The organism is Devosia sp. MC521 (genome assembly GCF_014127105.1).
Classification (GTDB): Bacteria; Pseudomonadota; Alphaproteobacteria; order Rhizobiales; family Devosiaceae; genus Devosia.
In genome coordinates this window covers 715131-735232 of record NZ_CP059902.1, presented here as the reverse complement: position 1 = coordinate 735232, position 20102 = coordinate 715131, and the positions used below count along the sequence as shown (strand labels likewise).

Genomic DNA, 20102 nt, shown 5'->3' with positions numbered 1-20102 from the left:
GCGTCTTGAGGAACAGAGGAAGTCGTCGTCTTAGTGGTGCGCACCACGCATTTCGCGCAGTTCGTCCACGGAGCGGACACGCTTGCGCGCCGCCCCTTCCCAGTCACGTGTCTTGACCGTGGATTTCGCCACGCGTTCAGCCGCCGCTGGGATAGCATCGGCGTATTGCGGCAACCACTGAGCCTGAGCGACGACCATTTCGTCGACCATGGCCCAGACCTCGTCCGGCGTACAAATCGCGCCAACGAGTGGGTCGTGCAACACTGCCAATTTCAGAAGGTTGAGATCGCCCGTCATCGCTGCTTCTACCGACATGCGCTGCACCGACACGGAGACAGAACATGTGGCCGCACAAGCAGTTGGCAAAGTTATCCCCTCCACCATATTGATGCCGAAGCGGTCTACGAAACCCGGGCTTTCAATAATCGCGTCAGCGGGGAGATTGGTAATAATCCCATTGTTGCGGCGGTTAAAATGCCCGCGATAGGTGCGGCCAGTTTCCATTGCTTCAATGATATAACTGGCGTGTTCGGAGGTGCGTTTGTGCTCCGAGAGCGGTTTGTTGGCCTGCTCCTTGAACATCGGAAAATCGGTTTCAAACCAATTCCGGCGCTCAGTTGAATAGCGCAGATAGCCCCCGGTTTCCCCGTGGATCCAATCGCTCATATCGATCCAGCGGCTGATCTCTTCCGGGCGCTTGCGATACCAGGGCAGGTATTCCGAAAGGTGGCCATTGCTCTCTGTTGAGTAGACACCAAACCGCTTGAGGACGTCGATGCGGACCTTTTCCTGCTTTGAATACACAGGGTGTTTTTCAAAGCCAGCAATCAGCTCATCCGCCTCGATTTTCCGCCCTTTGGCGCGAACATCGATGTACCAAGTCTGGTGATTGATCCCGGCGCAGACATAGTCCAGTTCGTCGTCCGTCACGCCCAGAACATTGGCGATCTGATGCGCCCCATGCTGCACGCCGTGACACAGCCCCACGACATTGACGCCGCCATAGAGGTCTGCCGCCCAAGTGTTCATCACCATAGGGTTGGCATAGTTCAGGAACAGCGCGCCCGGCTCCGCTACTTCGCGGATATCCTTACAGAAATCGAGAATGACCGGAATATTGCGCTGGCCGTAGAGAATACCACCGGCGCAGATGGTGTCGCCCACGCATTGGTCGACGCCATACTTGAGCGGCACGTTGATATCGTGCGTAAAAGCCTCAAGCCCACCGACACGGACGCAGCTCATCACATAGCGCGCACCGGCAATTGCCTCACGGCGGTTGGTCGTCGCCGTCACCTTGGCCGGGAGCTTATTGACCGAGACAATCGTCTCGATAATCTGCCGGACCATATCGAGATTGTGCGGATTAACATCGGTCAGAGCGAACTCGCAATCGACAAACTCTGGAACTTTCAGCAGGTCGGAGATCAGGGTTTTGGTAAACCCGACCGAGCCCGCTCCAATGACGGTGACCTTAAACGACATAACTTCCTCCCAAGCGCCAAAACCTGCGCCTTGCCACTAGAGCTAGCGAGTTCCCACTATCTGGTGTAGAGAAAGCTTGTGCGAATAGGGGTAATTTTGTGCTCTCCCGTCTCGTTGCTCATGGGTTCGATCTCAAGCATATCCAGCCTCCGCGAGGGGCAGCGCATCTGCATTGCATGACCGTCAGCGCAGGCTTTGAGCAGCGCCGAAATGAGCACTATTCGTGGGATGGAATGAAGCGTGGCAGCGCGCCATTCCTTGTGTTGCAACACACCACACAAGGCGAAGGTCAGCTCGATTATGCTGGCGTGCGCCACAAGCTGACGCCGGGCAAAACCATGCTGGTGACCATGCCCCATGAGCATCGCTATTTTTTGGAGCGAGGCGGGCATTGGGAGTATTTTTGGATGCTGATCAGTGGGCGCGAGGCCATGCGCCTCAGCCTCGATATTTTGGCTACGGCCGGCCCCGTGCTCAGTCTGAGTGAAGCTGAGGTCGATACGCTTGCCGCCGCTACACGTACCTGTCTCACCGACAGCACCATGAGCGCGGGTAAAGCCTCTAGCCTCGGCTACGCCGCCCTGACCACGCTCTACGACGCCGCGTTTAGCGCCCTACCCGCCGCCGCCGCTGCTCATCCCGCTGCCATCGAGCGGGTGCTTAGCTACATCGAGCACAATATCTCAGCGCCGCTTCACGTCGAGCGCCTCGCCGCCATTGCCAGCATGAGCCGTGCCCATTTCGTACGCCGCTTTACCGAGACAGTCGGCAGTCCGCCTTCTCACTACGTTTTGAAACGCCGCATCGCCCGCGCCGAACGCCTGCTGCTCGCTACCGAAATGAGCGTCGTCGACATCGCTGCCATGACTGGTTTTGCCGACGGAAACTACTTCTCCAAGGTTTTCCGCCGCGTTCGCAACACCGCTCCGCTCGCCCATCGCGCCACCCGCTTCGAGGCGAGGTAGTTTCACCCAAAGAAAAGGGCAGAGGTTTCCCCCTGCCCCTTCAAAATCATAGTCGTCAGGCAAACTTAGCCTTCGATGTCGCCCTTGGCAGCGGCGTCGCAATAGACCACGACCTTGCCGTGGGCCTGAAGAGCCGAGGCAGGGCAGTCAGTGCTCGGTGCCGATGCAAACGCGGCCTTGAGGGCCTCGGTCTTATTGGCGCCCAGCGCCACCAGCACGATTTCCTTGGCATCGACTATGGTACCCACGCCCATAGTCACAGCGCTTGGCGGCGGCAGTTCGCCAGCAGGGAAGTCCGAAGTATTGGCTTCAATGGTCGATTGGGTCAGCTCAACCTGACGGGTGCGGCTATCGAAAGCGGAACCGGGTTCGTTGAAACCGATGTGACCGTTCTGGCCAATCCCGAGGAGCTGCAAATCAATGCCGCCACGGGCAGTGATAGCGGCTTCGTAGGCGGCGCAGGAGGCTTCGACTTCCCCTTCAACGCTCGGCAGATGCGCGTCCGCAGCAGGCAGGTCGACGTGACGGAAGAGATGCTCTTCCATGTAGCTGCGGAACGAGGCTGGGTGACCTGCAGGCAGGCCAACATATTCGTCGAGATTGAAGCTCGCGGCCTGAGCAAAGGCCATCTCGCCCTTTTTAAAGCGCTCAACAACCTCGGCATAAATCGAGATAAAGGTCTTGCCAGTTGCTAGGCCCAAGGTTGCTGCGGGTTTTGCCGACAGGGTTTCTGCGAGGTGGCGGGCGACAGCAGCGGCAACTTCTTCACGCGAGTTAAAAACGCGGAATTCTGGCTTGGTCATAGCAAACACAAATCTCTATTCGGGCGCGCAATGAACGCGCTGCAACACGGACGAGCCCAAGTCGCAGAAGGCGTGTGGCTTGAGCAGAAACGGGTCATCAGATGTCTCTGAAGACCGCCATTGAATGGGTCACGCTCGCAGCGGTGTCAATAACTTCGCTCTGATGTAAGCAAGGGTGTCCCCGACCAAAGTCGTAGACACCCGGTTTGTGTGGCAGATTTAACCCGCAGCAACGGCGGTGCGCGCCATTTCCGAGAAGATCTTGGCCTTGCCATCGCGGATGATGACAATCTCCTCAAGACGCAGGCCGAAGCGGCCCTGCAGATAGATGCCCGGCTCGATCGAGAACACCATGCCGTTGTCCAAAATAGTCTCCGACGCGCCGGTGATGTAAGGCGCTTCGTGCACGTCGATGCCCAAGCCGTGGCCAGTGCGGTGCAGGAACTTATCCCCGTACCCGGCGGCAGTGATAACATCACGTGCTGCCTTATCAACGGCGCTGGCTGGAACGCCTGGTACGGCGGCCGCGAGCGCCGCCTGCACAGCCGTATCGACCAGATTGTGGATCTCGTCATAACCTTCAGGCTTGGACTTAAAGAAGCCCATGCGGGTCATGTCGGAAGGATAGCCGCCAATACGACCGCCTGTGTCGATCAATACCGCGTCCCCAGCCTTGAGCTTGGTGTCGCCGGTATGGTGGTGCGGGAAGGCGCCGTTTGGGCCGAAGCAGACCGAGCAGAACACGGTTTCAGCACCACTGGCCTTATAGTAGCCCTTGATGAAGTCTGCGACTTCGATCTCGGTCATGCCTTCCTTGAGCTGAGCAAAGGCAGCTTCAACGGCACGGTCATTGAGCAGATGCGAGGCCTTGATTGCGGCCTCTTCGGCTGCATCCTTGCGCGAACGCAGATAGCCGACAGTATCCGCAGTGAAGCGACGGCTTGCACCCGGCAGCGCGTCGAGAACCAGCAGCGCGAAGTCCGCGCGCATGGTTTCGTCAAGCACAACCGATGGTGCGCTGCGGTCAATGCCGGTGGCGTCCAGCAGCTGCTCCAATGCCGCGTTCGGGCCTTCAGCGTCTGACCAGGGGAAGAACGGTAAATCTGTGTGCTGACGCGCCGCATCGGCGTTCAGCGCAGGCATGAGGAACCCGGCATAACTCTGGCTCACCATCAACATCACCGGGCGCTCATCGCCATGCGGCGAGAGATCGGCCAGATAGACCATATGGCTGGATGGGCCAATTACCACGAGATCCGTGGCAGTGGCGGCCATGCGCTCGCGCAGCTTTTCGAGGCGGGCGGCGAGAATGGGGTTCATGATGCAAATCCTGCAGGTTTAAGAGGTCCGAAGCCGGCACGCGGCCGGCTTCGGTTTTTTGTCTTTTGGGCCTAGCTGCTCCCGCCCCTTCCTCCCATTGCTGGGGAGAGGCGGAAGCAATCAGACAAACATCACAATAACTTAGTTCTTGGTGACGAGACGGTAGTAAACGAAGTCCGAGTTCGAACCGTTGACGTAACCGTTGACATTGTTCGCCATGCCGATGTTCAGGGCTGCCTGGAACATGATGACAATCGGGCCATCTGCCTGAACCTGCTTCTGCAGGTCGAGGTAGATCTCGTTACGCTTGTCCATGTCAGCTTCAGCAAGAGCTGCAGTGACCTTGTCGTTCATTTCCTGCGGAACGGCCCAAGCATTGCGCCAAGTGGTGGTCGCTGCGTATGCGTCGTCGGCATTGTTGGAATTGTACGCAAACGCCTTAGCGTTCGAGTGCGGATCCATGAAGTCTGGGCCCCAATACAGCAGCATCGCCTGGTGGGTACGTTCACGGTACTTGGTGATGACCTGAGCGCCGGTGCCTGGCAGGATTTCGAAGTTGATACCAACTTCAGAGAAACCAGCCTGCAGCGACTGCGCGATGTCGGTGAATGGCGCCGAGTTGATGACGTCGAGCGTCACGTTGAGCGGCGTTGCAACACCAGCGTCAGCCAGAATCTGCTTAGCCTTTTCAACGTCGTAGGTGAACGGGGTGTCTTCCAGAGCGCCTGGGAAGCCCTTTGGCCAGAAGGCCTGGTGCTTTTCCATCTGACCCTTGAGGAAAGTCTGGGTCATGCCGTCATAATCGACGAGGTAACGCGCAGCTTCCCAAATAGCTGGGTTGGTCAGCTCTTCGGTCTTCTGGTTGAACGAAAGGAAGTGAACAGCCGACTGCGGATAGGTCTCAACCTTAACCGCATCGCCCAGACCACCGATCTGATCAGGGGTCAGGTTCTTGGCCATGTCAACGTCGCCCGAGGTCAGCAGCAGCTGCTGAGTTGCGGCTTCAGCCACGTGGCGGATGATGACCTGTTCCATGGCCGGAGCGCCGCCCCAGTAATTGGCATTGGCCTGCATACGGACCATTTCTGCCGCACGGTAGTCGGTCAGAACGAATGGACCCGAACCAGCCGAATTGGAGTTCAGCCAAGCATTGCCCCAGTCGCCGTCAACTTCGTTGGCGCTGACGAGAACCTGGTCAACAATCGAGCCCGGACGTGCTGCAAGCACGTTGAGAACGAATGCCGAAGCGAAGTCGCCCGACCAACGAACGGTAACGGTGTTGCCGTCAACAGTGACCATTTCGTCGATGTTTTCTGGGGTCCAGCCGAGCTGGGTCAGAATGAACGCCGGGGTCTTGTTGAGGGTCACAACACGCTTGAAGGTGTAGTGCACGTCTTCTGCACGGACAGGGTTGCCCGATGCGAAGGTTGCGCCTTCGCGCATGGTGAAGGTCAGCGACTTTGCCGCTTCGTCTGCAACCCAAGAGGACGCCAGACCCGGTGCGAGAACCGTGGTGTCTTCTGCTGCGTACTGCACCAGGTGGTCATAGAGGTTGGCGTTGATTTCGCCAGCCGAGAATTCATAGGCCTGTGCCGGGTCCAGCGCGACGATATCGTCGATGTTCTGGGCAATGACCAGTGCGTTTGCAGGGGTTGCTGCGTTTGCACCAACTGCCGCAGGCAGGGTGAGCGCAGTCGCCAGCAAGGCAGCGCGGAAGAGCTTCATGAGCGTTTCTCCTTAGGGTTTATTTTACGAGCCGGCTTGTTTGCGCCGGTTTTGGTTGTGCTCTGTCCAGCGCGCGGGCCGGCGTTTGAGCGAAAGAGTGTAAGGGTTCCCGTCCACAGCAGACGCGCCGGCTGATCGGACAAATTGAACCACGAGTGCGGAAGGTTGCCGCGATAATGCAGGCTATCGCCCGCGCTCATCACCATGTCTTCGCCATCGAGGCGTTGAGTGATTGACCCTTCCAGTACAAAAATAAGTTCTTCGCCCTCATGGGCAACGGTTTCGGAGCGATAGCCCGGCGGCACAGTCAGCAAAAAGCTAGACAATTGATTGCCCGGAAAGTCTGCGCCGATCCGTTCGTAGACGACCGAGGATCCGTCGACCGAAAAACGATTGCGTTCCCCTGCCCGCGTCAAAGCGTTGGCGGTCGTGGGAGCGGAGATGAAGTAGTCGATTGGCACCTCAAGGGCGCGCGCGATCTGCGCCAAGGTTCCCAAAGATGGCGTCGCATGGTCGCGTTCGACTTGGCTCAAATAGCCCACCGAAACCTCAGCGGCCTGCCCTAGTTCCACAAGGGTCAAATGCTGCTGACGACGGCGTGCGCGAATGAGTGCACCAACCTTCGGGTGATCCGCTTGGTTCACTTTCGCGACCGCTTCTGCCATACCCATCCCACCAAAATTTTTTTGATATAAGCAAAATTGCTAGTATGGTGAAAGCGAAATCTGCAGCCATTGAAACCGCAAAATGAACTTTTTTGCGGTGCTAAATTGCTGTTTCTAATAAAGGAAATTACGTGGCGCTCGACCAAACATCGACACCATCGGCAAGCCCGAACAAAAACCGGAATCGGCGCCTCAAGCGTCAGATTTCGGCGGTTGCCGGCTTTGTCATAACTCTTTTCCTCACTTTTCTTGGCCTTTTGGCGATAACCTTCTTTATCGGCCGTGTGATCCCGATTGACCCGGTTCTGGCAGTCGTCGGTGACCGTGCAACGCAGGCTCAATACGACGCCGCCAAGATTGCGATGGGGCTAGATCAGCCGCTCTGGCAGCAGTTCATCACCTATGTCGGTAATGTCTTCTCAGGCGATCTGGGCAAATCGGTGTCCACTGGTCGTGACGTTGCTGACGACATCAGCCGCTTCTTCCCCGCGACCTTTGAAATGGCCACCTTGGGCATTCTCATTGGCGTTGCTATGGGTGTGCCGCTTGGCGTCACAGCTGCCGCCAAGCAGGGCAGCTGGATTGATCAGATCATCCGCGTCATTGGCCTACTGGGCTATTCCGTTCCGGCCTTCTGGCTCGGTCTCGTCGGCCTTGCCTTGTTCTACGCTCACCTGAAGTGGGTTGGCGGTCCGGGCCGATTGGACATTTTCTATGATGGTCTAGTGCCCCCGATCACTGGCATGATCCTCATCGATAGCGTCATCTCCGGCGATTTCGACATCTTCTGGAATGCGGTTTCTCACCTCATTCTCCCGGCGTCTGTCCTTGGCTTCTTCTCGCTCGCCTACATCGCCCGCATGACGCGTTCCTTCATGCTCGATCAGCTAAGCCAGGAGTTTGTCACCACGGCTCGCGTCAAAGGTGTGCCGGAGCGCGTCGTCATCTGGCGCCATGCGTTCAAGCCCATTCTCGTGCCGCTGATTACTGTTATTGGTCTGTCCTATGCGGGTCTGCTTGAAGGCTCGGTGATGATCGAAACCGTGTTCTCCTGGCCCGGCATTGGTAACTATCTGACCTCTGCACTGCTCAACGCCGACATGAATGCTGTGCTGGGGTCTACCCTTGTCATCGGCGCCGTGTTCATCGTCATCAACAAAGTTTCGGACGTGCTTTATCGCGTCCTCGATCCGAGGGCCCGTTCATGACCACTCGTGATTGGCTACTTGCCGATTCCCCGACTTCGAAGCTTCAGGCCAATGTGGGTCGCGCCTATCGCGTCTTCACCGCTCTGCTGCGCAATCCCCTCTCGGTTCTGGGTGGTGTGATCATTCTGGTGCTGCTGTTTACCGCAGCTTTTGCGCCATGGATTGCCCCCTATTCGCCAACCGGCCAAAACCTTGGCAATCGTCTTCTGCCGCCTTCGGGTGACCACTGGATGGGCACCGATGAGCTTGGGCGCGATATCTTCTCGCGCGTCGTCTATGGCTCGCAGATTACCCTCACCATCGTCATGCTGGTGGCGCTGATCTCGGCTCCACTCGGTCTCTTGGTCGGCGCCATTGCTGGCTACTTCGGCGGCTGGGTCGACAAAATCCTCATGGGCTTCACCGACATTTTCCTGTCGCTCCCTAAGCTCATCTTGGCTTTGGCCTTCGTGGCGGCGCTTGGCCCTGGCATCAACAATGCCATTATTGCCATCGCCATCACTGCTTGGCCGGCCTATGCCCGTATCGCGCGCGCTGAAACTCTCACCATTCGCAATGCCGAATACATTTCGGCAGTGCGCCTATCCGGTGGTGGTCCAGTCCGTGTGATCGTCAAGCACATCCTGCCGCTTTGCACCTCGTCGATGATCGTTCGCGTCACCCTCGACATGGCAGGCGTCATCCTTACCGCTGCCGGTCTTGGCTTTATCGGCCTTGGTGCACAGCCGCCGCTTCCAGAATGGGGCGCCATGATTTCGCGTGGCCGTACCTTCATTCTCGATCAGTGGTGGGTTGCCACCATGCCAGGCTTCGCCATCATCATCGTCTCCTTGGGCTTCTGCTTCCTCGGCGATGGTCTGCGCGACGTGCTTGACCCCAAGAGCGAGGGTAAGAGCTAATGGATACTCTTCTCAAAGTTGAAAACCTGCGCGTCAGCTTCCCCACCAATACCGGTCGCGTCGAAGTGGTGAAGGGCCTGTCCTTCAACCTTGGCCGCGAACGGCTGGGCATCGTGGGCGAAAGTGGTTCGGGCAAGTCGATGACGGGCCGCTCCATCCTCAAGCTGATCCGCAAGCCCGGTCAGGTCACTGCCGACAAGCTTGAGTTTGATGGCATCGACCTCATGGCCCAGTCCGACAAGCAGATGCGCGCCATTCGTGGCGCCCGCATTTCCATGGTCATGCAGGACCCAAAGTTCTCGCTCAACCCGGTCATGACCGTGGGCGATCAGATCGCCGAAGCTTTGGTCACACACCAGAAGCTACCGCGTAAGGATGTTCACGCACGCATTATCGAAATGCTGCATGCTGTCCGTATCAACGATCCAGAACACGTCGCTAAGCTTTACCCGCACGAAGTCTCGGGCGGCATGGGCCAGCGCATCATGATCGCCATGATGCTGATCCCCAAACCTGAACTGCTGATTGCGGACGAACCAACCTCGGCGCTCGACGTTTCAGTGCAGGCTCAGGTGCTCGATATCATCGATGACCTTGTCACCAGCAAGGGCATGGGCTTGATCCTAATCAGCCACGACCTCAACCTCGTTAGCCGCTATTGCGACCGCATCCTTGTGATGAACTCGGGCCAGGTTGTTGAAGAATGCGTCGCCAGCGAGCTGCACAATGCCAAGCATCCGTATACGCGTGGCCTTCTGGCCGCCATGCCGGTGCTCAACGAAACCCGTGACGAACTTCCTGTGCTCGACCGCACACTATGGGCTGGCACATGACCGCGATTGAACTCAAAAACCTCGACATTTCCTATGGCGACAGCAAGGTCGTGCATGGGGTGAACCTCTCCATTCCTGAGGGCGAAAGCTTTGCCCTCGTCGGTGAAAGTGGCTCGGGCAAATCGACGATTTTGCGCGCCATTGCTGGTCTTGCACCAGAATGGACCGGCGAGATTTCGGTGCTCGGCAAGCCGCGCAGCCACAGCATTGACCGCAGCGTGTCGCGTCAGGTCCAGATGGTGTTTCAGGACCCATATGGGTCGCTGCATCCGCGCAAGACCATTGACGATGTGCTCACTGAGCCTCTGGCCATTCACGGTATTGGCAATCGCGATGAGCGCGTTGAAGAAACCTTGCGCAATGTCGGTCTCGACAAGCGTTTCCGTTTCCGCTTCCCGCACCAGCTTTCGGGTGGTCAGCGCCAGCGTGTTGCTATTGCGCGCGCTTTGATGCTCGAACCCAAAGTCATGCTGCTCGATGAGCCGACCTCGGCGCTGGACGTTTCCGTTCAGGCTGAAATTCTGAATTTGCTCAAGCGCCTCCGTAAGGAACAGGGCCTCACCTATCTCATGGTGACGCACAATCTGCCGGTGGTGAGCTTCCTCTGCGACCGCCTTGCGGTCATGCAGAAGGGTCGGATTGTCGAGATTGCTGACGTCGCAGATCTTAAGCGCGGCGAGCTGAAAGAACCCTACTCGCGCGAATTGATGGCCGCTAACCACTAGGCGCGACCATTGGCCTTTCCCTGCCCTGCTCCAGGGCGCATCTCAGGACTATTTTGAGACATGACTGACCATACTAAAGCTCTTGTGGCCTTCGACGCCGCTATTGCCAAGGCAACCACTGCCGACGACGCCTTCTCGGCTCTGCAGACGTTGGTGCGTGACGTTGTTGGCGCAAAGCTCTTCACCGTCATGCTGGTCGACTGGGACCTCGAGGTCTCCCGCCGCGCCTACACCAGCCACCCGGAAACCTATCCAACTTCTGGCACCAAGCCGCTGAACTATGGTCCGTGGTTCGACATCGTCCATGGCAAGCGTGAATGCTATGTCGCCAACACCATTGAAGACATCGCCAAGGTTCTGTTCGACCACGAAACCATCAACGCGCTGGGCTGCCATTCGGTGGTGAACTATCCGGTTATCGTCAAGGACAAGCTCATCGGCACCATGAACATGCTGGACGTTGAGGGGCACTTCACACCCGAGAAGGTTGAAACCATCCGCAACGTACTCGGCACCCCAGCCAAGCTCGCTGTACTGGTCGCCACGACGCTCTAAGGCCTTACGCACACGAAATTTGAAGCGCTCCCTTGGGGGCGCTTTTTTTGTGCCTGCCATCCATAATTGCGTCGTCACGCCTGCTCCACACACCAAAAGGCCCTCCCGTGGGTCAGCACAGGAGGGCCTCGCAGGTCGAAACCTGAAGCTCGTTTAGACGGCCGCGGAAGCCATCAAGGTCGCATTGCCACCAGCAGCAGTGGTGTCGATGCAGACATGACGCTCATGCTGCAAGCGCACGATATCCTGCGGGCCTGTGAGCAGCGGAGTAATCACGCCTTGGCGCTTGGCGAGATCCTGACGGATCGTACGCAACGTGTCGGCGTCACCGAACCAAGCGATTGCGTCGAAATGCTCGCCGCAAGCACGCCAGTCTTTTTCGGTCTTGTCGGCAAAGAACACGCAGCCAGTTGCTTCTGCCATGGCCTTTTGCGCCGCAATATCGGCGTCCGTTGGTCCAAGACCGAGGAAGACACCACGCGGGAAGGCATGCAGCGTATTGGTTTCACCCGTCGGACCAGGCAACTCGATCGCTGCCGTCTGCAATGCACCCGCACCCTTGGTGAAGCGTGGCAGATAGTTCGGGCCACCAGCCTTGGGGCCTGTGCCCGAGAAGCCTTCGCCGCCGAACGGCTGGCTGCCTACGACCGCACCAATCTGGTTGCGATTGACGTAGATATTGCCGCAATGAACCTGCTCCGCAATCGACTTCACACGGGTCGAAATACGAGTGTGCAGACCAAAGGTCAGGCCATAGCCCGATGCATTGATCGCTTCGATCACCTTGGGCAGACCCTCGGCCTTGAAGGTCGCGACATGCAGCACAGGACCGAAGATTTCTTCAGGCATGTCTTCAATACCGCCGACCTTCAAAATGGTCGGAGCCACGAAAGTCCCGCCTCCAGGAGCCTTCATCTGGTGGATGATATTGGCCGTGCGCTCGGTCACATAAGCATCGATTTTGGCCTTTGCTGCAGCATCGATCACCGGGCCAACGTCATTGGCAATGTCCCAGGTATTGCCCAGACGCAGCTCATCCATCGCCCCCTTGATCATGGTGATGGTCTTGTCCGCACAGTCTTCCTGAACGTAGAGAATGCGCAGGGCCGAGCACCGCTGACCAGCCGACTGGAAGGCCGAAGCGAGGATGTCGCGCACCGCCTGTTCGGTCAGCGCCGTGGTGTCCACAACCATAGCGTTGAGACCACCGGTTTCCGCGATAAGCGGCGCGGATGGGTCGAGGTACTCCGCCATCGAGCTTTCGATGCGCTTGGCTGTTGGCAGCGAGCCAGTGAACGCAACACCCTTCACATCTGGGTTCGAGGTCAGAGCCGCACCCACGTCCGGACCACCCGGCAGCAATTGCAGAGCATCAACCGGAATACCCGCGAGACGCATCAGCTCAACCGCACGGTAAGCCACCAGCGGGGTTTGCGGCGCAGGCTTTGCTAGAACCGGATTACCGGCGACGAGAGCTGCCGCGATCTGGCCGGTGAAAATGGCCAGCGGGAAGTTCCAGGGCGAAATCGCCACGAACGGACCACGGGCTTCGCCGCTCAGGTTTTTCGCTTCCGCTGCGTAATAGTGGAGGAAATCGACTGCTTCACGCACTTCCGCGATCGCGTCATTCCAGCTCTTGCCGGCTTCACGGGTGAGCAGGGCAAAGAATTCTGCCGTATTGGCCTCAAACAGTTCTGCCGCACGGGTCAGCGCCGCAGCGCGATCTGCGACCGGCACCTGTGCCCAGTTGGACTTAGCGGCATAGGTCGCCGCTTCCGCCACTTGCTCCGGTGTCGCGTCAATCACTGTGCCAACCACATCGCTGTGGTCTGCAGGGTTAATCACTGGCTTTGCAGCGGTGTCCGCGCGGCTCATCGCGCCATAAGGGGCCGCCACCCACTGATGGGTGCGGAATGCTTCGCGTGCTGCATCGAGCTGACCGAAAGCTATTGGGTCGGTCAGGTCATAGCCACGGGAATTAGCGCGGTTGGGGAAGATATCTCCCGGCATTGGGATCGCTGCATTGTGCAGTTGGTCGCCGAGCGCTTCGAGCTTAGCAATCGGGTCTTCGGCAACGGTCGTCGCTGGAATGTCCTTGTCGGCGATCTGATAGACGAACGAGCCATTCGCGCCGTTCTCGAGCAGACGGCGAACGAGATAGGCGAGCAGGTCTTTGTGTGGGCCGACTGGTGCGTAAATACGCGAGGTCGTCTGGTGCTGCTGGCGCACGACTTCATGGAGCTGATCACCCATGCCATGCAGACGCTGCAATTCCCAAGTGTCGGTGCTGCGACCAGCTGCCTGCGCTAGGTGTAGAATAGCGGCAACGGTGTGTGCGTTATGGCCCGCAAACTGCGGATAGATGTTCTTGGAGGCAAACAGCTTCCGCGCTGCAGCCATATAGCTGACGTCCGTAGCGGCCTTGCGCGTGAACACGGGATAGCCTTCAAGGCCCATCACCTGCGCGCGCTTGATTTCGGCGTCCCAATAGGCGCCCTTAACGAGGCGGACCATGATACGGCGACCAAGGCGTTCGGCGAGCGCATCGAGCCAGTCAATGGCAGGCAGTACGCGCTTGCCATAGGCCTGCACGACAATGCCGAAACCATCCCAGCCCGCCAGTTCTGGAGTTTCCAGAACAGCTTCGATGACGTCGAGCGACAGATCGAGACGATCCGCTTCCTCCGCGTCGATGTTGAAGCTCATGTTAGCCTTCGCAGCGACAATGGCGAGCTTACGGGTCGCATCGACGAGTTCGGTCATTACGCGGTCGCGCTGCGCCACTTCGTAACGCGCATGCAGCGCTGAAAGCTTGACCGAAATACCCGGATTGTCGCGAACTGAACCGTGGACACAGTGAGGGGCCAGCGAGGTGATCGCATGCATATAAGCATCGAAATAGCGCTTGGCGTCCTCCGCGGTGCGGGCCGCCTCGCCCAGCATGTCGTAGCTATAGCGATAGCCCAGAGCTTCTGGCTTCTTAGCATTGGAAATCGCTTCGTCAATCGAACGGGCGAAGACGAACTGACCTCCAAGAATACGCATCGCCTGCTGAACAGCGGTACGGATCACCGGTTCGCCCAGACGTGCTACAACACGGTGGATGACATTGGTTGGGCCAACTTCTGGCTGACCGAGAACCTGCGAGGTGAGATTTAGCGCCCAAGAGGAGAAATTGACGAGGTTGCTTTCCGACGCCCCAAAGTGGCTCGCCCAGTTCGCGCCGCCGATCTTGTCTTGGATCAGCGCGTCAACGGTTTCATTGTCCGGCACGCGCAATAGCGCTTCGGCCATGGACATGAGCGCTAGGCCTTCTTCGGTGTCGAGACCGTATTCGGAGAGGAAGCTCTCCATCAGGCCGAGCTTTGCGCCGCTGCGCACCGCTTCCACCAGTTCTACCGCGCGGGCCGAAATCGCCTTGCGATCTTCGGTAGTAAATTCGGTGGCAGTGATCAGCGAGCGGACGAGGCTAGACTCGTCAGCGTAAATGCGTTCGTGCAGAGCGCGACGGGCGTCAGAAGCGGAAACCATGGGGCGAGACCCTAATAAGAAATCCGGATGATATTGCCAGAAGGCGATTAGGCGATTTCACTGATGATATGGATTTTTCGCGACATACGTGCGATTGTTGAGCCACACTGCAGGACAATCACCCATGAAAGATGCCATCAATAGTCCAATCAACCAGACTGATCGTAAGATCTTGGACGAATTGAGCAAAGACGGCCGTATCAGCGTGGCCGAGCTGAGCCGCCGGGTGAACCTTTCGAAGACTCCGTGTCAGGCCCGAATTAAACGGCTCGAAGAACAAGGCTATATCCTAGGCTATCGCGCGGTGATCGATCCTAAACGCCTCGGTCTGCCACACGTTGCCTTTGTCGAAGTCAAACTTAGCGATACGCGCAAGGCGGCGCTCGAAGCCTTCAACAAAGCGGTCCGCGCCCTCCCCGAGGTCGAACAGGCCCATATGATCGCCTCAAGCTTTGATTATCTGCTCAAAGTCCGTACCAAGGACATAGCCGCCTACCGCGAAGTTCTGGGCGAAAAGCTCTCGGCGCTTCCGCATGTCGCGCAAACCTCCACCCATGTCTCGATGGAAGCGGTCAAAGACGACGCGGAGTGAGTGTACTGTCGCAGTAGTGTTGGCCGAATAAGCTTGCTATGACGCGCCCATGGCCATTAGCGAACTTATCACCAGCCCAGAAGATGCACGCCAACGTGGCGACTATCCGAGCATTTTCAAACCCTTGCTCACAGCCGACGGGCTGCTGTTTCGCCTGCCCATTTCTGGCCACGTACTCACGCCAGTACAGGTCTCAAAGCTCAGCGAGATTTTGCTCCCCCTAGGCGACGCCCGCATTGGCATTTGTTCGCGCGGCACATTGGAAATCTCCGGCCTCTCGCCCGAGATGTTCACCCCAGACATTCGCAACGCCATTCTTGCGACCGTCGACGCCGAACCCGCCTTTTTCGCCGATCACAGCCCCCTGCTCGGCCTTGACGCGAGCGAAGCGCCTGCTACGGCACGCCTTGTCGCTGTTTTAAAAGAGCGCACTGCGCCTCTCGCCGCCCGCCTCGGCAATACGGTTCACCTCATCGTTGACGGCAAGGGCGCTATCTCGCTTGATGGCCTCGACGCCGATGTAGGAGTTACAGCGCAGAACGATGATCTCTGGGCCGTCACCATTGGCGGCGGCAAACCGCAAACCGTGGATTTCGATACTGCGGTGTCGACAACTCTGGCTCTGCTCAGCGCCCTCGCCGCTCTCGGCCCCGAGGCCCGCGCCAGCGATCTCTTCGTGCCCTATTCCGCCAGAACAACATCCACAGAGGCCCCACGCCTCGGTCGCATTGGACTCCGCAGTGGCGATATGAGCTTTGCGCTGCGCCTGCCCAAAGACGGTGTGCCGGTATCCGCCCTACAAAATCTCGCCCAAGCGGCCAGCGCGGACTCTATCCCTGCTCTCCGTCTCGCGCCTCATTCTGTGCTAATGATCGACAACGCCAGTGATGCTCTTATTGCATCTGCCCGGGAGTTGGGGCTTGTTTGAACTCGCTGCCGCAAAGCTCGTGTGGGACCTGGATGAGGTGAAAACCTTCGATCTCCGCGCACAAGCTGTAGAAACAGCCCTCAGCGCGGTCGAACCGGGCGCGCGCCTGATCCTCGCCCTTGGCGAGGGCAGCGACAGCCAAAAGCTCGCATCACTTCTCACCGCCAATGGCTTTGGTCGTTCGATCCTCACGCTTATTGAAAACCTCGGCCAGGGCGACGAGCAATTGCGCTCGCAAATGGCCGAGTTCTTTATGCTCGCTGATGTCGGTCGAAATGCCATCTGCGCCGTCAGCGTTGTCGCCGTGCCGCAAGGCGCACCAACAAGCAACACCACGCCGGGGCCTTGGGGCTAACCGAGCGTCGGCTTATGCGTTAGCGTCGCTTTCCACGCAGCATCACCACTTGACTGCAGCCGCGCCGCCGTCAAAGCCGCATTGGTCTCAAGACGCGTGACATCGGAACCGGGCAGCGAGGCGCGGATGGTGTCGAAAATTATCGGGTGCAAATTGAGCACGCCGCCAACATAGCCCACAGGCCTACGACCTACCCGCGCAATGAGCGCCTCGCCCAAAGCGGCAAGCTCTTGCCCCGCACGAACGAGAATGCCCCGCGCAATCTCATCGCCGTCATCGGCCGCCCGCGCCACGCCGACGGCCAATTGGCCAATCCGGCCACGGTCCCCGGCATAGACAAAGCTGCGAACAAAGTCCCAGCCCTGCCCGCCGACAAGCTCGAACATGCGTTTGCCGAGCGGGCTCGCTTCAGCCGCAGGACCGAGCCGGTCGATCTGGCGATAGAGCGCATCAAGCGCACGCAGTGCAATCCAGCTGCCCGACCCGCCATCATCGATGAGGATGCCTCGACCACCAACGCGAATATTGGGTGCGTCACCTGCCGCAATATGCACCCCAATCGAGCCGGTACCGGCAGAGATGAGGTGCCCCTCACCCGGCGCAAACGCCCCCATATAGGCCAGCACAATATCGTCGATCAGCACAATAGCGTCGCTGGGTAGCGCAAAAATGCCAGAGACCAGCACCAGCATATCGTCGCGCACTGCCGAGCCAAAACCGGTCATACCGACCGTCAGCGACTGAACCGCATATCCAGCAGCTGTCACCTCGGCAGTTATAGCTTCGAAGGCAGCAGTGATCCGTAGCTTTTCGGCTGGGTTGAACAGATGCGCCGTCGCGCCGGAAGTTTTGCCCTGCGCTACTTCAACACCGGTTTCATTCACGGCGACCCAGCGGCTGGCCGTGCCGCCAATGTCCAGCCCCAGGTGCACCGCAGTGCTCATGTGGGGACGCCTTGGGAAACAAAGGCTCGGGTAATTTCGCGCGGATTGGTAATCATGGTGCCGACAACAACTGCGTGAGCGCCAGCGCTGAAGGCGCGCTGAACGAGGTCAGGTGTGTTGTAGCGCCCCTCGGCAATCACCGGAAGCGTTTGCTGGGCCGCCAATGTTTCGAGCAGCCGATAGTCTGGCTCAGTTGGCTTAGGCTGGGTGTATTCGGTGTACCCAGAAAGCGTGGTGGCGAGATAAGTCGCCCCCCAATCTGCCGCCTTCAGTCCCTCATCCAGCGTCGAAATATCGGCAAAGACCTCGGCACCTAACTCGTCCCGAATTCGACGGATGAGAACACTAGGATGTTCGCCATGACGCGGGCGCTCGGTACAATCGAGCGCCACAACCTCCGCCCCCGCCTCAACGATAGCCGCAGCGGCCTCGAAGTTAGGAGTGATGTAGACCGGGCGGTCGTCTGCAAACACCTTGTGAATGCCGATCACCGGCAGACCCGCAGCTTTGACAGCCGCAATATCGGCCGGGCCATTGGCTCGCACCGCGACAGCACCACCGTCGCGAGCCGCAAGCGCCATAGCGCCCATAAAGACAGCCCCGTGCAGAGGATTATCCGCACGCGCCTGGCAAGAAACGACGAGGCCTTTTGGAAGGTGCACTTATTTAACCGCGCCTGAAGTCATGCCAGCGATGAACTGCTTAGAAAGAATGATGTAGATCAGAATGATCGGCGCAGCGGAGAGGGTCAGCCCCGCGAAGAGCACACCCCAATCGGTCGTGTATTCGCCCATAAAGGTGGTGAGACCCTGCGGCAGGGTTTTCAGATCGTCATTCTGGATAAAGACCAGCGGGAAGAAGAAGTCATTCCAGATTGGCACGACGTTCTGAATGGCAGCGATCACCATTGCCGGACGCACCAGAGGCAGCATGATCGACCACATGATCCGCGCTTCCGAAGCGCCATCCATACGGGCGGCATCTTCGAGCTCATTGGGCAGCGTGCGGATGAAGCCGGTCATAATGAAGATGGTCGTTGGCAGACCCATCGCCGTATAGACGAAGATCAGTGAGAGCTGATTGTTGAGGATCTGCAGATCACGCAACAACATGAAAAGCGGAATGATCGCTAGCTTCAGCGGCAGGGTCAGGCCCGCGAGGAAGAACATCAGAATAAAGGTCGAGCCTTTGAACTGATAGCGCCCCAGCGCATAGGCGGCCATAGTCCCGAGCGTCAGGATCAGCACCATGGACGAGCCGGTGACGATGAACGAGTTCATCAGATAGCGCAGGAAATTGGTCTGCGTCCAAATCTTCATGAAATTGGCGATCTGCCCAAAGTCCGGCAGAGCATAAGGCGACTTGAAGATTTCCGGCGTCGTCTTGAACGCCGAGAAGACCATGATGACGATCGGTCCGAGCATGATGATGGTGTTGGCGATCAGAATGACCTGCAACAGACCATCACGCCCCAAGGTGCCGAGCAGGCCCTTACGCTGATAGAATTTGTTATCGGCAGCAGCGGAAGCAGAGGTCATATCTGGATCTCACGAGCGCGCAGGCGGGTGGTGATGACAGCAGCCACGACCGCAATAAAGACGAAGATGAGCACAGCCAGCGCACTGCCAAGGCCAAAGTCCTGTTGACCGGCAGAGACGTTGCCGAAGGCGGTTCGGTAGAAGTAGAGGCCGAGCACGTCCGAGGAACCGAACGGCGACCCATCAAGGCCTGCCATGATGTAGGGCAGCTCGAACCAGTTGAATGCGCCCACGAAGAGCAAGGTGAAAACGATTGTCGCGGATGGCGCGACCAGCGGCCACACGACCTTGGTGATCTTCACCCATTCGCTCTCGGTTTCCATGCGGACGGCGTCAAGGATTTCGCCCGGAATGCGCTGCATGCCCGCAAGGAAGACGAGCGTTGGGAAACCAACCATATGCCATGCCTGCGCGACAATGATCGACCACAGGGCCGTGCCCGACTGGCCGAGCCAGGGTTGTGCCAACCAGCCCAATCCTACCGACTTCAGCGTCAAATTCACCACGCCGAACATTGGATGGTAGAAGAGCTTGAAGAGGTAAGCCACGATAATGGTCGAGAGCACCACGGGCAGGAAGACGGCGATCCGGTGGAAGCGGGCGCCGGGCAGTTCACGCCATAGCGCATAGGCGAGGATGAAGCCCAAGCCGTTCTGCAGCACCATCAGCGCGAAGAATACTATGACGTTGTTCTTGAAGGCATTCATTGTCCAGCTGCGGTAAGGCTCGACGAAGAGCACCGTGTGGAAGTTTTCAAGACCAACGAAGTCGCCGCGCTTCAGCCCCTGCCAATCAAAGAAGGAATAGGCGAAGGCGGACAGAATTGGATAGACGATAAAGAGCGCCACGAAAGCCAGCGGCGGCACAATCAGCATGGTGATCCAGAGACCGCGACCGGTCATACGGAGTTGAGGCATTTTGGTGCTCGCTTGGGCTTAATAGTCAGGCTCTATGCGCTGGCCCTGCCTCCCCCGACCAGCGGGAGAGGAAGGGCAGGTGCATGCCGATGCACCGAGGCACAGCCTCGGTGC

At 58.3% G+C, this 20102-nt stretch carries 19 protein-coding genes; 9 read left to right on the top strand and 10 right to left on the bottom strand.

Annotated features, from left to right (window positions below):
- Positions 1-30 precede the first annotated feature (30 nt).
- Positions 31-1485 carry an alpha-glucosidase/alpha-galactosidase gene (locus H4N61_RS03515; RefSeq protein WP_169194606.1) on the bottom strand — a complete coding sequence of 485 codons (1455 nt, stop codon included), beginning with the start codon at positions 1483-1485 and terminating at the stop codon, positions 31-33.
- Positions 1486-1583: 98 nt separating this feature from the next.
- Here H4N61_RS03515 and H4N61_RS03510 point away from each other — a divergent pair, with 98 nt between their 5' ends.
- Positions 1584-2450, top strand: a complete 867-nt coding sequence (locus H4N61_RS03510; protein WP_182395021.1) for an AraC family transcriptional regulator — start codon at positions 1584-1586, stop codon at positions 2448-2450.
- Between the two features lie 65 nt (positions 2451-2515).
- Here H4N61_RS03510 and H4N61_RS03505 read toward each other — a convergent pair whose 3' ends face one another.
- The 4 genes from H4N61_RS03505 to H4N61_RS03490 form a co-directional block, all read right to left on the bottom strand.
- Positions 2516-3253: a glucosamine-6-phosphate deaminase gene (locus tag H4N61_RS03505; protein ID WP_169194604.1), complete on the bottom strand. Its 738-nt coding sequence runs from the start codon at positions 3251-3253 to the stop codon at positions 2516-2518.
- Positions 3254-3472: 219 nt separating this feature from the next.
- Complete coding sequence (locus H4N61_RS03500; RefSeq protein WP_169194603.1) at positions 3473-4573, bottom strand: Xaa-Pro peptidase family protein; 1101 nt, start codon at positions 4571-4573, stop codon at positions 3473-3475.
- Positions 4574-4714: 141 nt separating this feature from the next.
- Entirely contained in the window at positions 4715-6298 is a 1584-nt protein-coding gene (locus H4N61_RS03495) for an ABC transporter substrate-binding protein (RefSeq protein WP_169194602.1), read from the bottom strand.
- A complete protein-coding gene (locus H4N61_RS03490) occupies positions 6295-6963 on the bottom strand; it encodes an XRE family transcriptional regulator (RefSeq protein ID WP_248305913.1) in 669 nt (222 codons plus the stop codon). Before H4N61_RS03490 ends, H4N61_RS03495 begins: the two co-directional genes overlap by 4 nt.
- Positions 6964-7166: 203 nt before the next feature.
- Between H4N61_RS03490 and H4N61_RS03485 the strand changes: the two genes are divergently transcribed.
- Genes H4N61_RS03485 through H4N61_RS03465 form a run of 5 tightly spaced genes read left to right on the top strand, consistent with a single transcriptional unit; the run spans position 7167 to position 11183 of the window.
- Positions 7167-8171, top strand: coding sequence for an ABC transporter permease (locus H4N61_RS03485; RefSeq protein ID WP_248306590.1), 1005 nt, complete (start codon positions 7167-7169; stop codon positions 8169-8171).
- A complete protein-coding gene (locus tag H4N61_RS03480) occupies positions 8168-9070 on the top strand; it encodes an ABC transporter permease (protein ID WP_169194600.1) in 903 nt (300 codons plus the stop codon). The genes H4N61_RS03485 and H4N61_RS03480 overlap by 4 nt, the downstream gene beginning before the upstream one ends.
- Positions 9070-9903: an ABC transporter ATP-binding protein gene (locus H4N61_RS03475; protein WP_182395017.1), complete on the top strand. Its 834-nt coding sequence runs from the start codon at positions 9070-9072 to the stop codon at positions 9901-9903. Before H4N61_RS03480 ends, H4N61_RS03475 begins: the two co-directional genes overlap by 1 nt.
- Positions 9900-10628, top strand: coding sequence for an ABC transporter ATP-binding protein (locus tag H4N61_RS03470; protein ID WP_169194598.1), 729 nt, complete (start codon positions 9900-9902; stop codon positions 10626-10628). The genes H4N61_RS03475 and H4N61_RS03470 overlap by 4 nt, the downstream gene beginning before the upstream one ends.
- Before the next feature lie 60 nt (positions 10629-10688).
- Positions 10689-11183: a GAF domain-containing protein gene (locus H4N61_RS03465; RefSeq protein WP_182395015.1), complete on the top strand. Its 495-nt coding sequence runs from the start codon at positions 10689-10691 to the stop codon at positions 11181-11183.
- A 153-nt stretch (positions 11184-11336) separates the two neighbouring features.
- Here H4N61_RS03465 and putA read toward each other — a convergent pair whose 3' ends face one another.
- A complete protein-coding gene (gene putA / locus H4N61_RS03460) occupies positions 11337-14714 on the bottom strand; it encodes a bifunctional proline dehydrogenase/L-glutamate gamma-semialdehyde dehydrogenase PutA (RefSeq protein WP_182395013.1) in 3378 nt (1125 codons plus the stop codon).
- A 124-nt stretch (positions 14715-14838) separates the two neighbouring features.
- On the opposite strand from putA, the gene H4N61_RS03455 reads away from it, so the two are divergent.
- Genes H4N61_RS03455 through H4N61_RS03445 form a run of 3 tightly spaced genes read left to right on the top strand, consistent with a single transcriptional unit; the run spans position 14839 to position 16589 of the window.
- Positions 14839-15306, top strand: a complete 468-nt coding sequence (locus tag H4N61_RS03455; RefSeq protein WP_182395012.1) for an Lrp/AsnC ligand binding domain-containing protein — start codon at positions 14839-14841, stop codon at positions 15304-15306.
- Positions 15307-15355: 49 nt separating this feature from the next.
- Positions 15356-16234 (top strand): hypothetical protein, encoded by an 879-nt coding sequence (locus H4N61_RS03450; protein ID WP_182395011.1) that lies wholly within the window; start codon positions 15356-15358, stop codon positions 16232-16234.
- Positions 16227-16589: a hypothetical protein gene (locus H4N61_RS03445; protein WP_182395010.1), complete on the top strand. Its 363-nt coding sequence runs from the start codon at positions 16227-16229 to the stop codon at positions 16587-16589. Before H4N61_RS03450 ends, H4N61_RS03445 begins: the two co-directional genes overlap by 8 nt.
- On the opposite strand, the gene H4N61_RS03440 is transcribed toward H4N61_RS03445, so the two are convergent.
- From H4N61_RS03440 to H4N61_RS03425, 4 genes are read right to left on the bottom strand one after another with little or no spacing between them, the layout of a single operon-like run.
- The gene (locus tag H4N61_RS03440; protein WP_182395009.1) at positions 16586-17533 is read right to left on the bottom strand and encodes a BadF/BadG/BcrA/BcrD ATPase family protein; all 948 of its coding nucleotides are present in this window, start codon (positions 17531-17533) and stop codon (positions 16586-16588) included. The two genes, H4N61_RS03445 and H4N61_RS03440, sit on opposite strands and share 4 nt — an antisense overlap.
- A complete protein-coding gene (locus H4N61_RS03435) occupies positions 17530-18195 on the bottom strand; it encodes an N-acetylmannosamine-6-phosphate 2-epimerase (protein ID WP_169194591.1) in 666 nt (221 codons plus the stop codon). Before H4N61_RS03435 ends, H4N61_RS03440 begins: the two co-directional genes overlap by 4 nt.
- Complete coding sequence (locus H4N61_RS03430) at positions 18196-19071, bottom strand: carbohydrate ABC transporter permease (RefSeq protein ID WP_169194590.1); 876 nt, start codon at positions 19069-19071, stop codon at positions 18196-18198.
- A complete protein-coding gene (locus H4N61_RS03425) occupies positions 19068-19988 on the bottom strand; it encodes a sugar ABC transporter permease (protein WP_169194589.1) in 921 nt (306 codons plus the stop codon). The genes H4N61_RS03430 and H4N61_RS03425 overlap by 4 nt, the downstream gene beginning before the upstream one ends.
- Between the last annotated feature and the right edge of the window lie 114 nt (positions 19989-20102).

Excerpts from the sequence above, each read along its gene's own strand:
- H4N61_RS03440 (WP_182395009.1), bottom strand. The coding sequence starts at position 17,533 with ATGAGCACTGCGGTGCACCTGGGGCTGGACATTGGCGGCACGGCCAGC.
- H4N61_RS03425 (WP_169194589.1), bottom strand. The coding sequence starts at position 19,988 with ATGCCTCAACTCCGTATGACCGGTCGCGGTCTCTGGATCACCATGCTG.
- H4N61_RS03450 (WP_182395011.1), top strand. The coding sequence starts at position 15,356 with ATGGCCATTAGCGAACTTATCACCAGCCCAGAAGATGCACGCCAACGT.
- H4N61_RS03480 (WP_169194600.1), top strand. The coding sequence starts at position 8,168 with ATGACCACTCGTGATTGGCTACTTGCCGATTCCCCGACTTCGAAGCTT.
- H4N61_RS03515 (WP_169194606.1), bottom strand. The coding sequence starts at position 1,485 with ATGTCGTTTAAGGTCACCGTCATTGGAGCGGGCTCGGTCGGGTTTACC.
- H4N61_RS03470 (WP_169194598.1), top strand. The coding sequence starts at position 9,900 with ATGACCGCGATTGAACTCAAAAACCTCGACATTTCCTATGGCGACAGC.
- H4N61_RS03475 (WP_182395017.1), top strand. The coding sequence starts at position 9,070 with ATGGATACTCTTCTCAAAGTTGAAAACCTGCGCGTCAGCTTCCCCACC.
- putA (WP_182395013.1), bottom strand. The coding sequence starts at position 14,714 with ATGGTTTCCGCTTCTGACGCCCGTCGCGCTCTGCACGAACGCATTTAC.
- H4N61_RS03430 (WP_169194590.1), bottom strand. The coding sequence starts at position 19,071 with ATGACCTCTGCTTCCGCTGCTGCCGATAACAAATTCTATCAGCGTAAG.
- H4N61_RS03500 (WP_169194603.1), bottom strand. The coding sequence starts at position 4,573 with ATGAACCCCATTCTCGCCGCCCGCCTCGAAAAGCTGCGCGAGCGCATG.
- H4N61_RS03495 (WP_169194602.1), bottom strand. The coding sequence starts at position 6,298 with ATGAAGCTCTTCCGCGCTGCCTTGCTGGCGACTGCGCTCACCCTGCCT.
- H4N61_RS03465 (WP_182395015.1), top strand. The coding sequence starts at position 10,689 with ATGACTGACCATACTAAAGCTCTTGTGGCCTTCGACGCCGCTATTGCC.
- H4N61_RS03505 (WP_169194604.1), bottom strand. The coding sequence starts at position 3,253 with ATGACCAAGCCAGAATTCCGCGTTTTTAACTCGCGTGAAGAAGTTGCC.
- H4N61_RS03490 (WP_248305913.1), bottom strand. The coding sequence starts at position 6,963 with ATGGCAGAAGCGGTCGCGAAAGTGAACCAAGCGGATCACCCGAAGGTT.
- H4N61_RS03455 (WP_182395012.1), top strand. The coding sequence starts at position 14,839 with ATGAAAGATGCCATCAATAGTCCAATCAACCAGACTGATCGTAAGATC.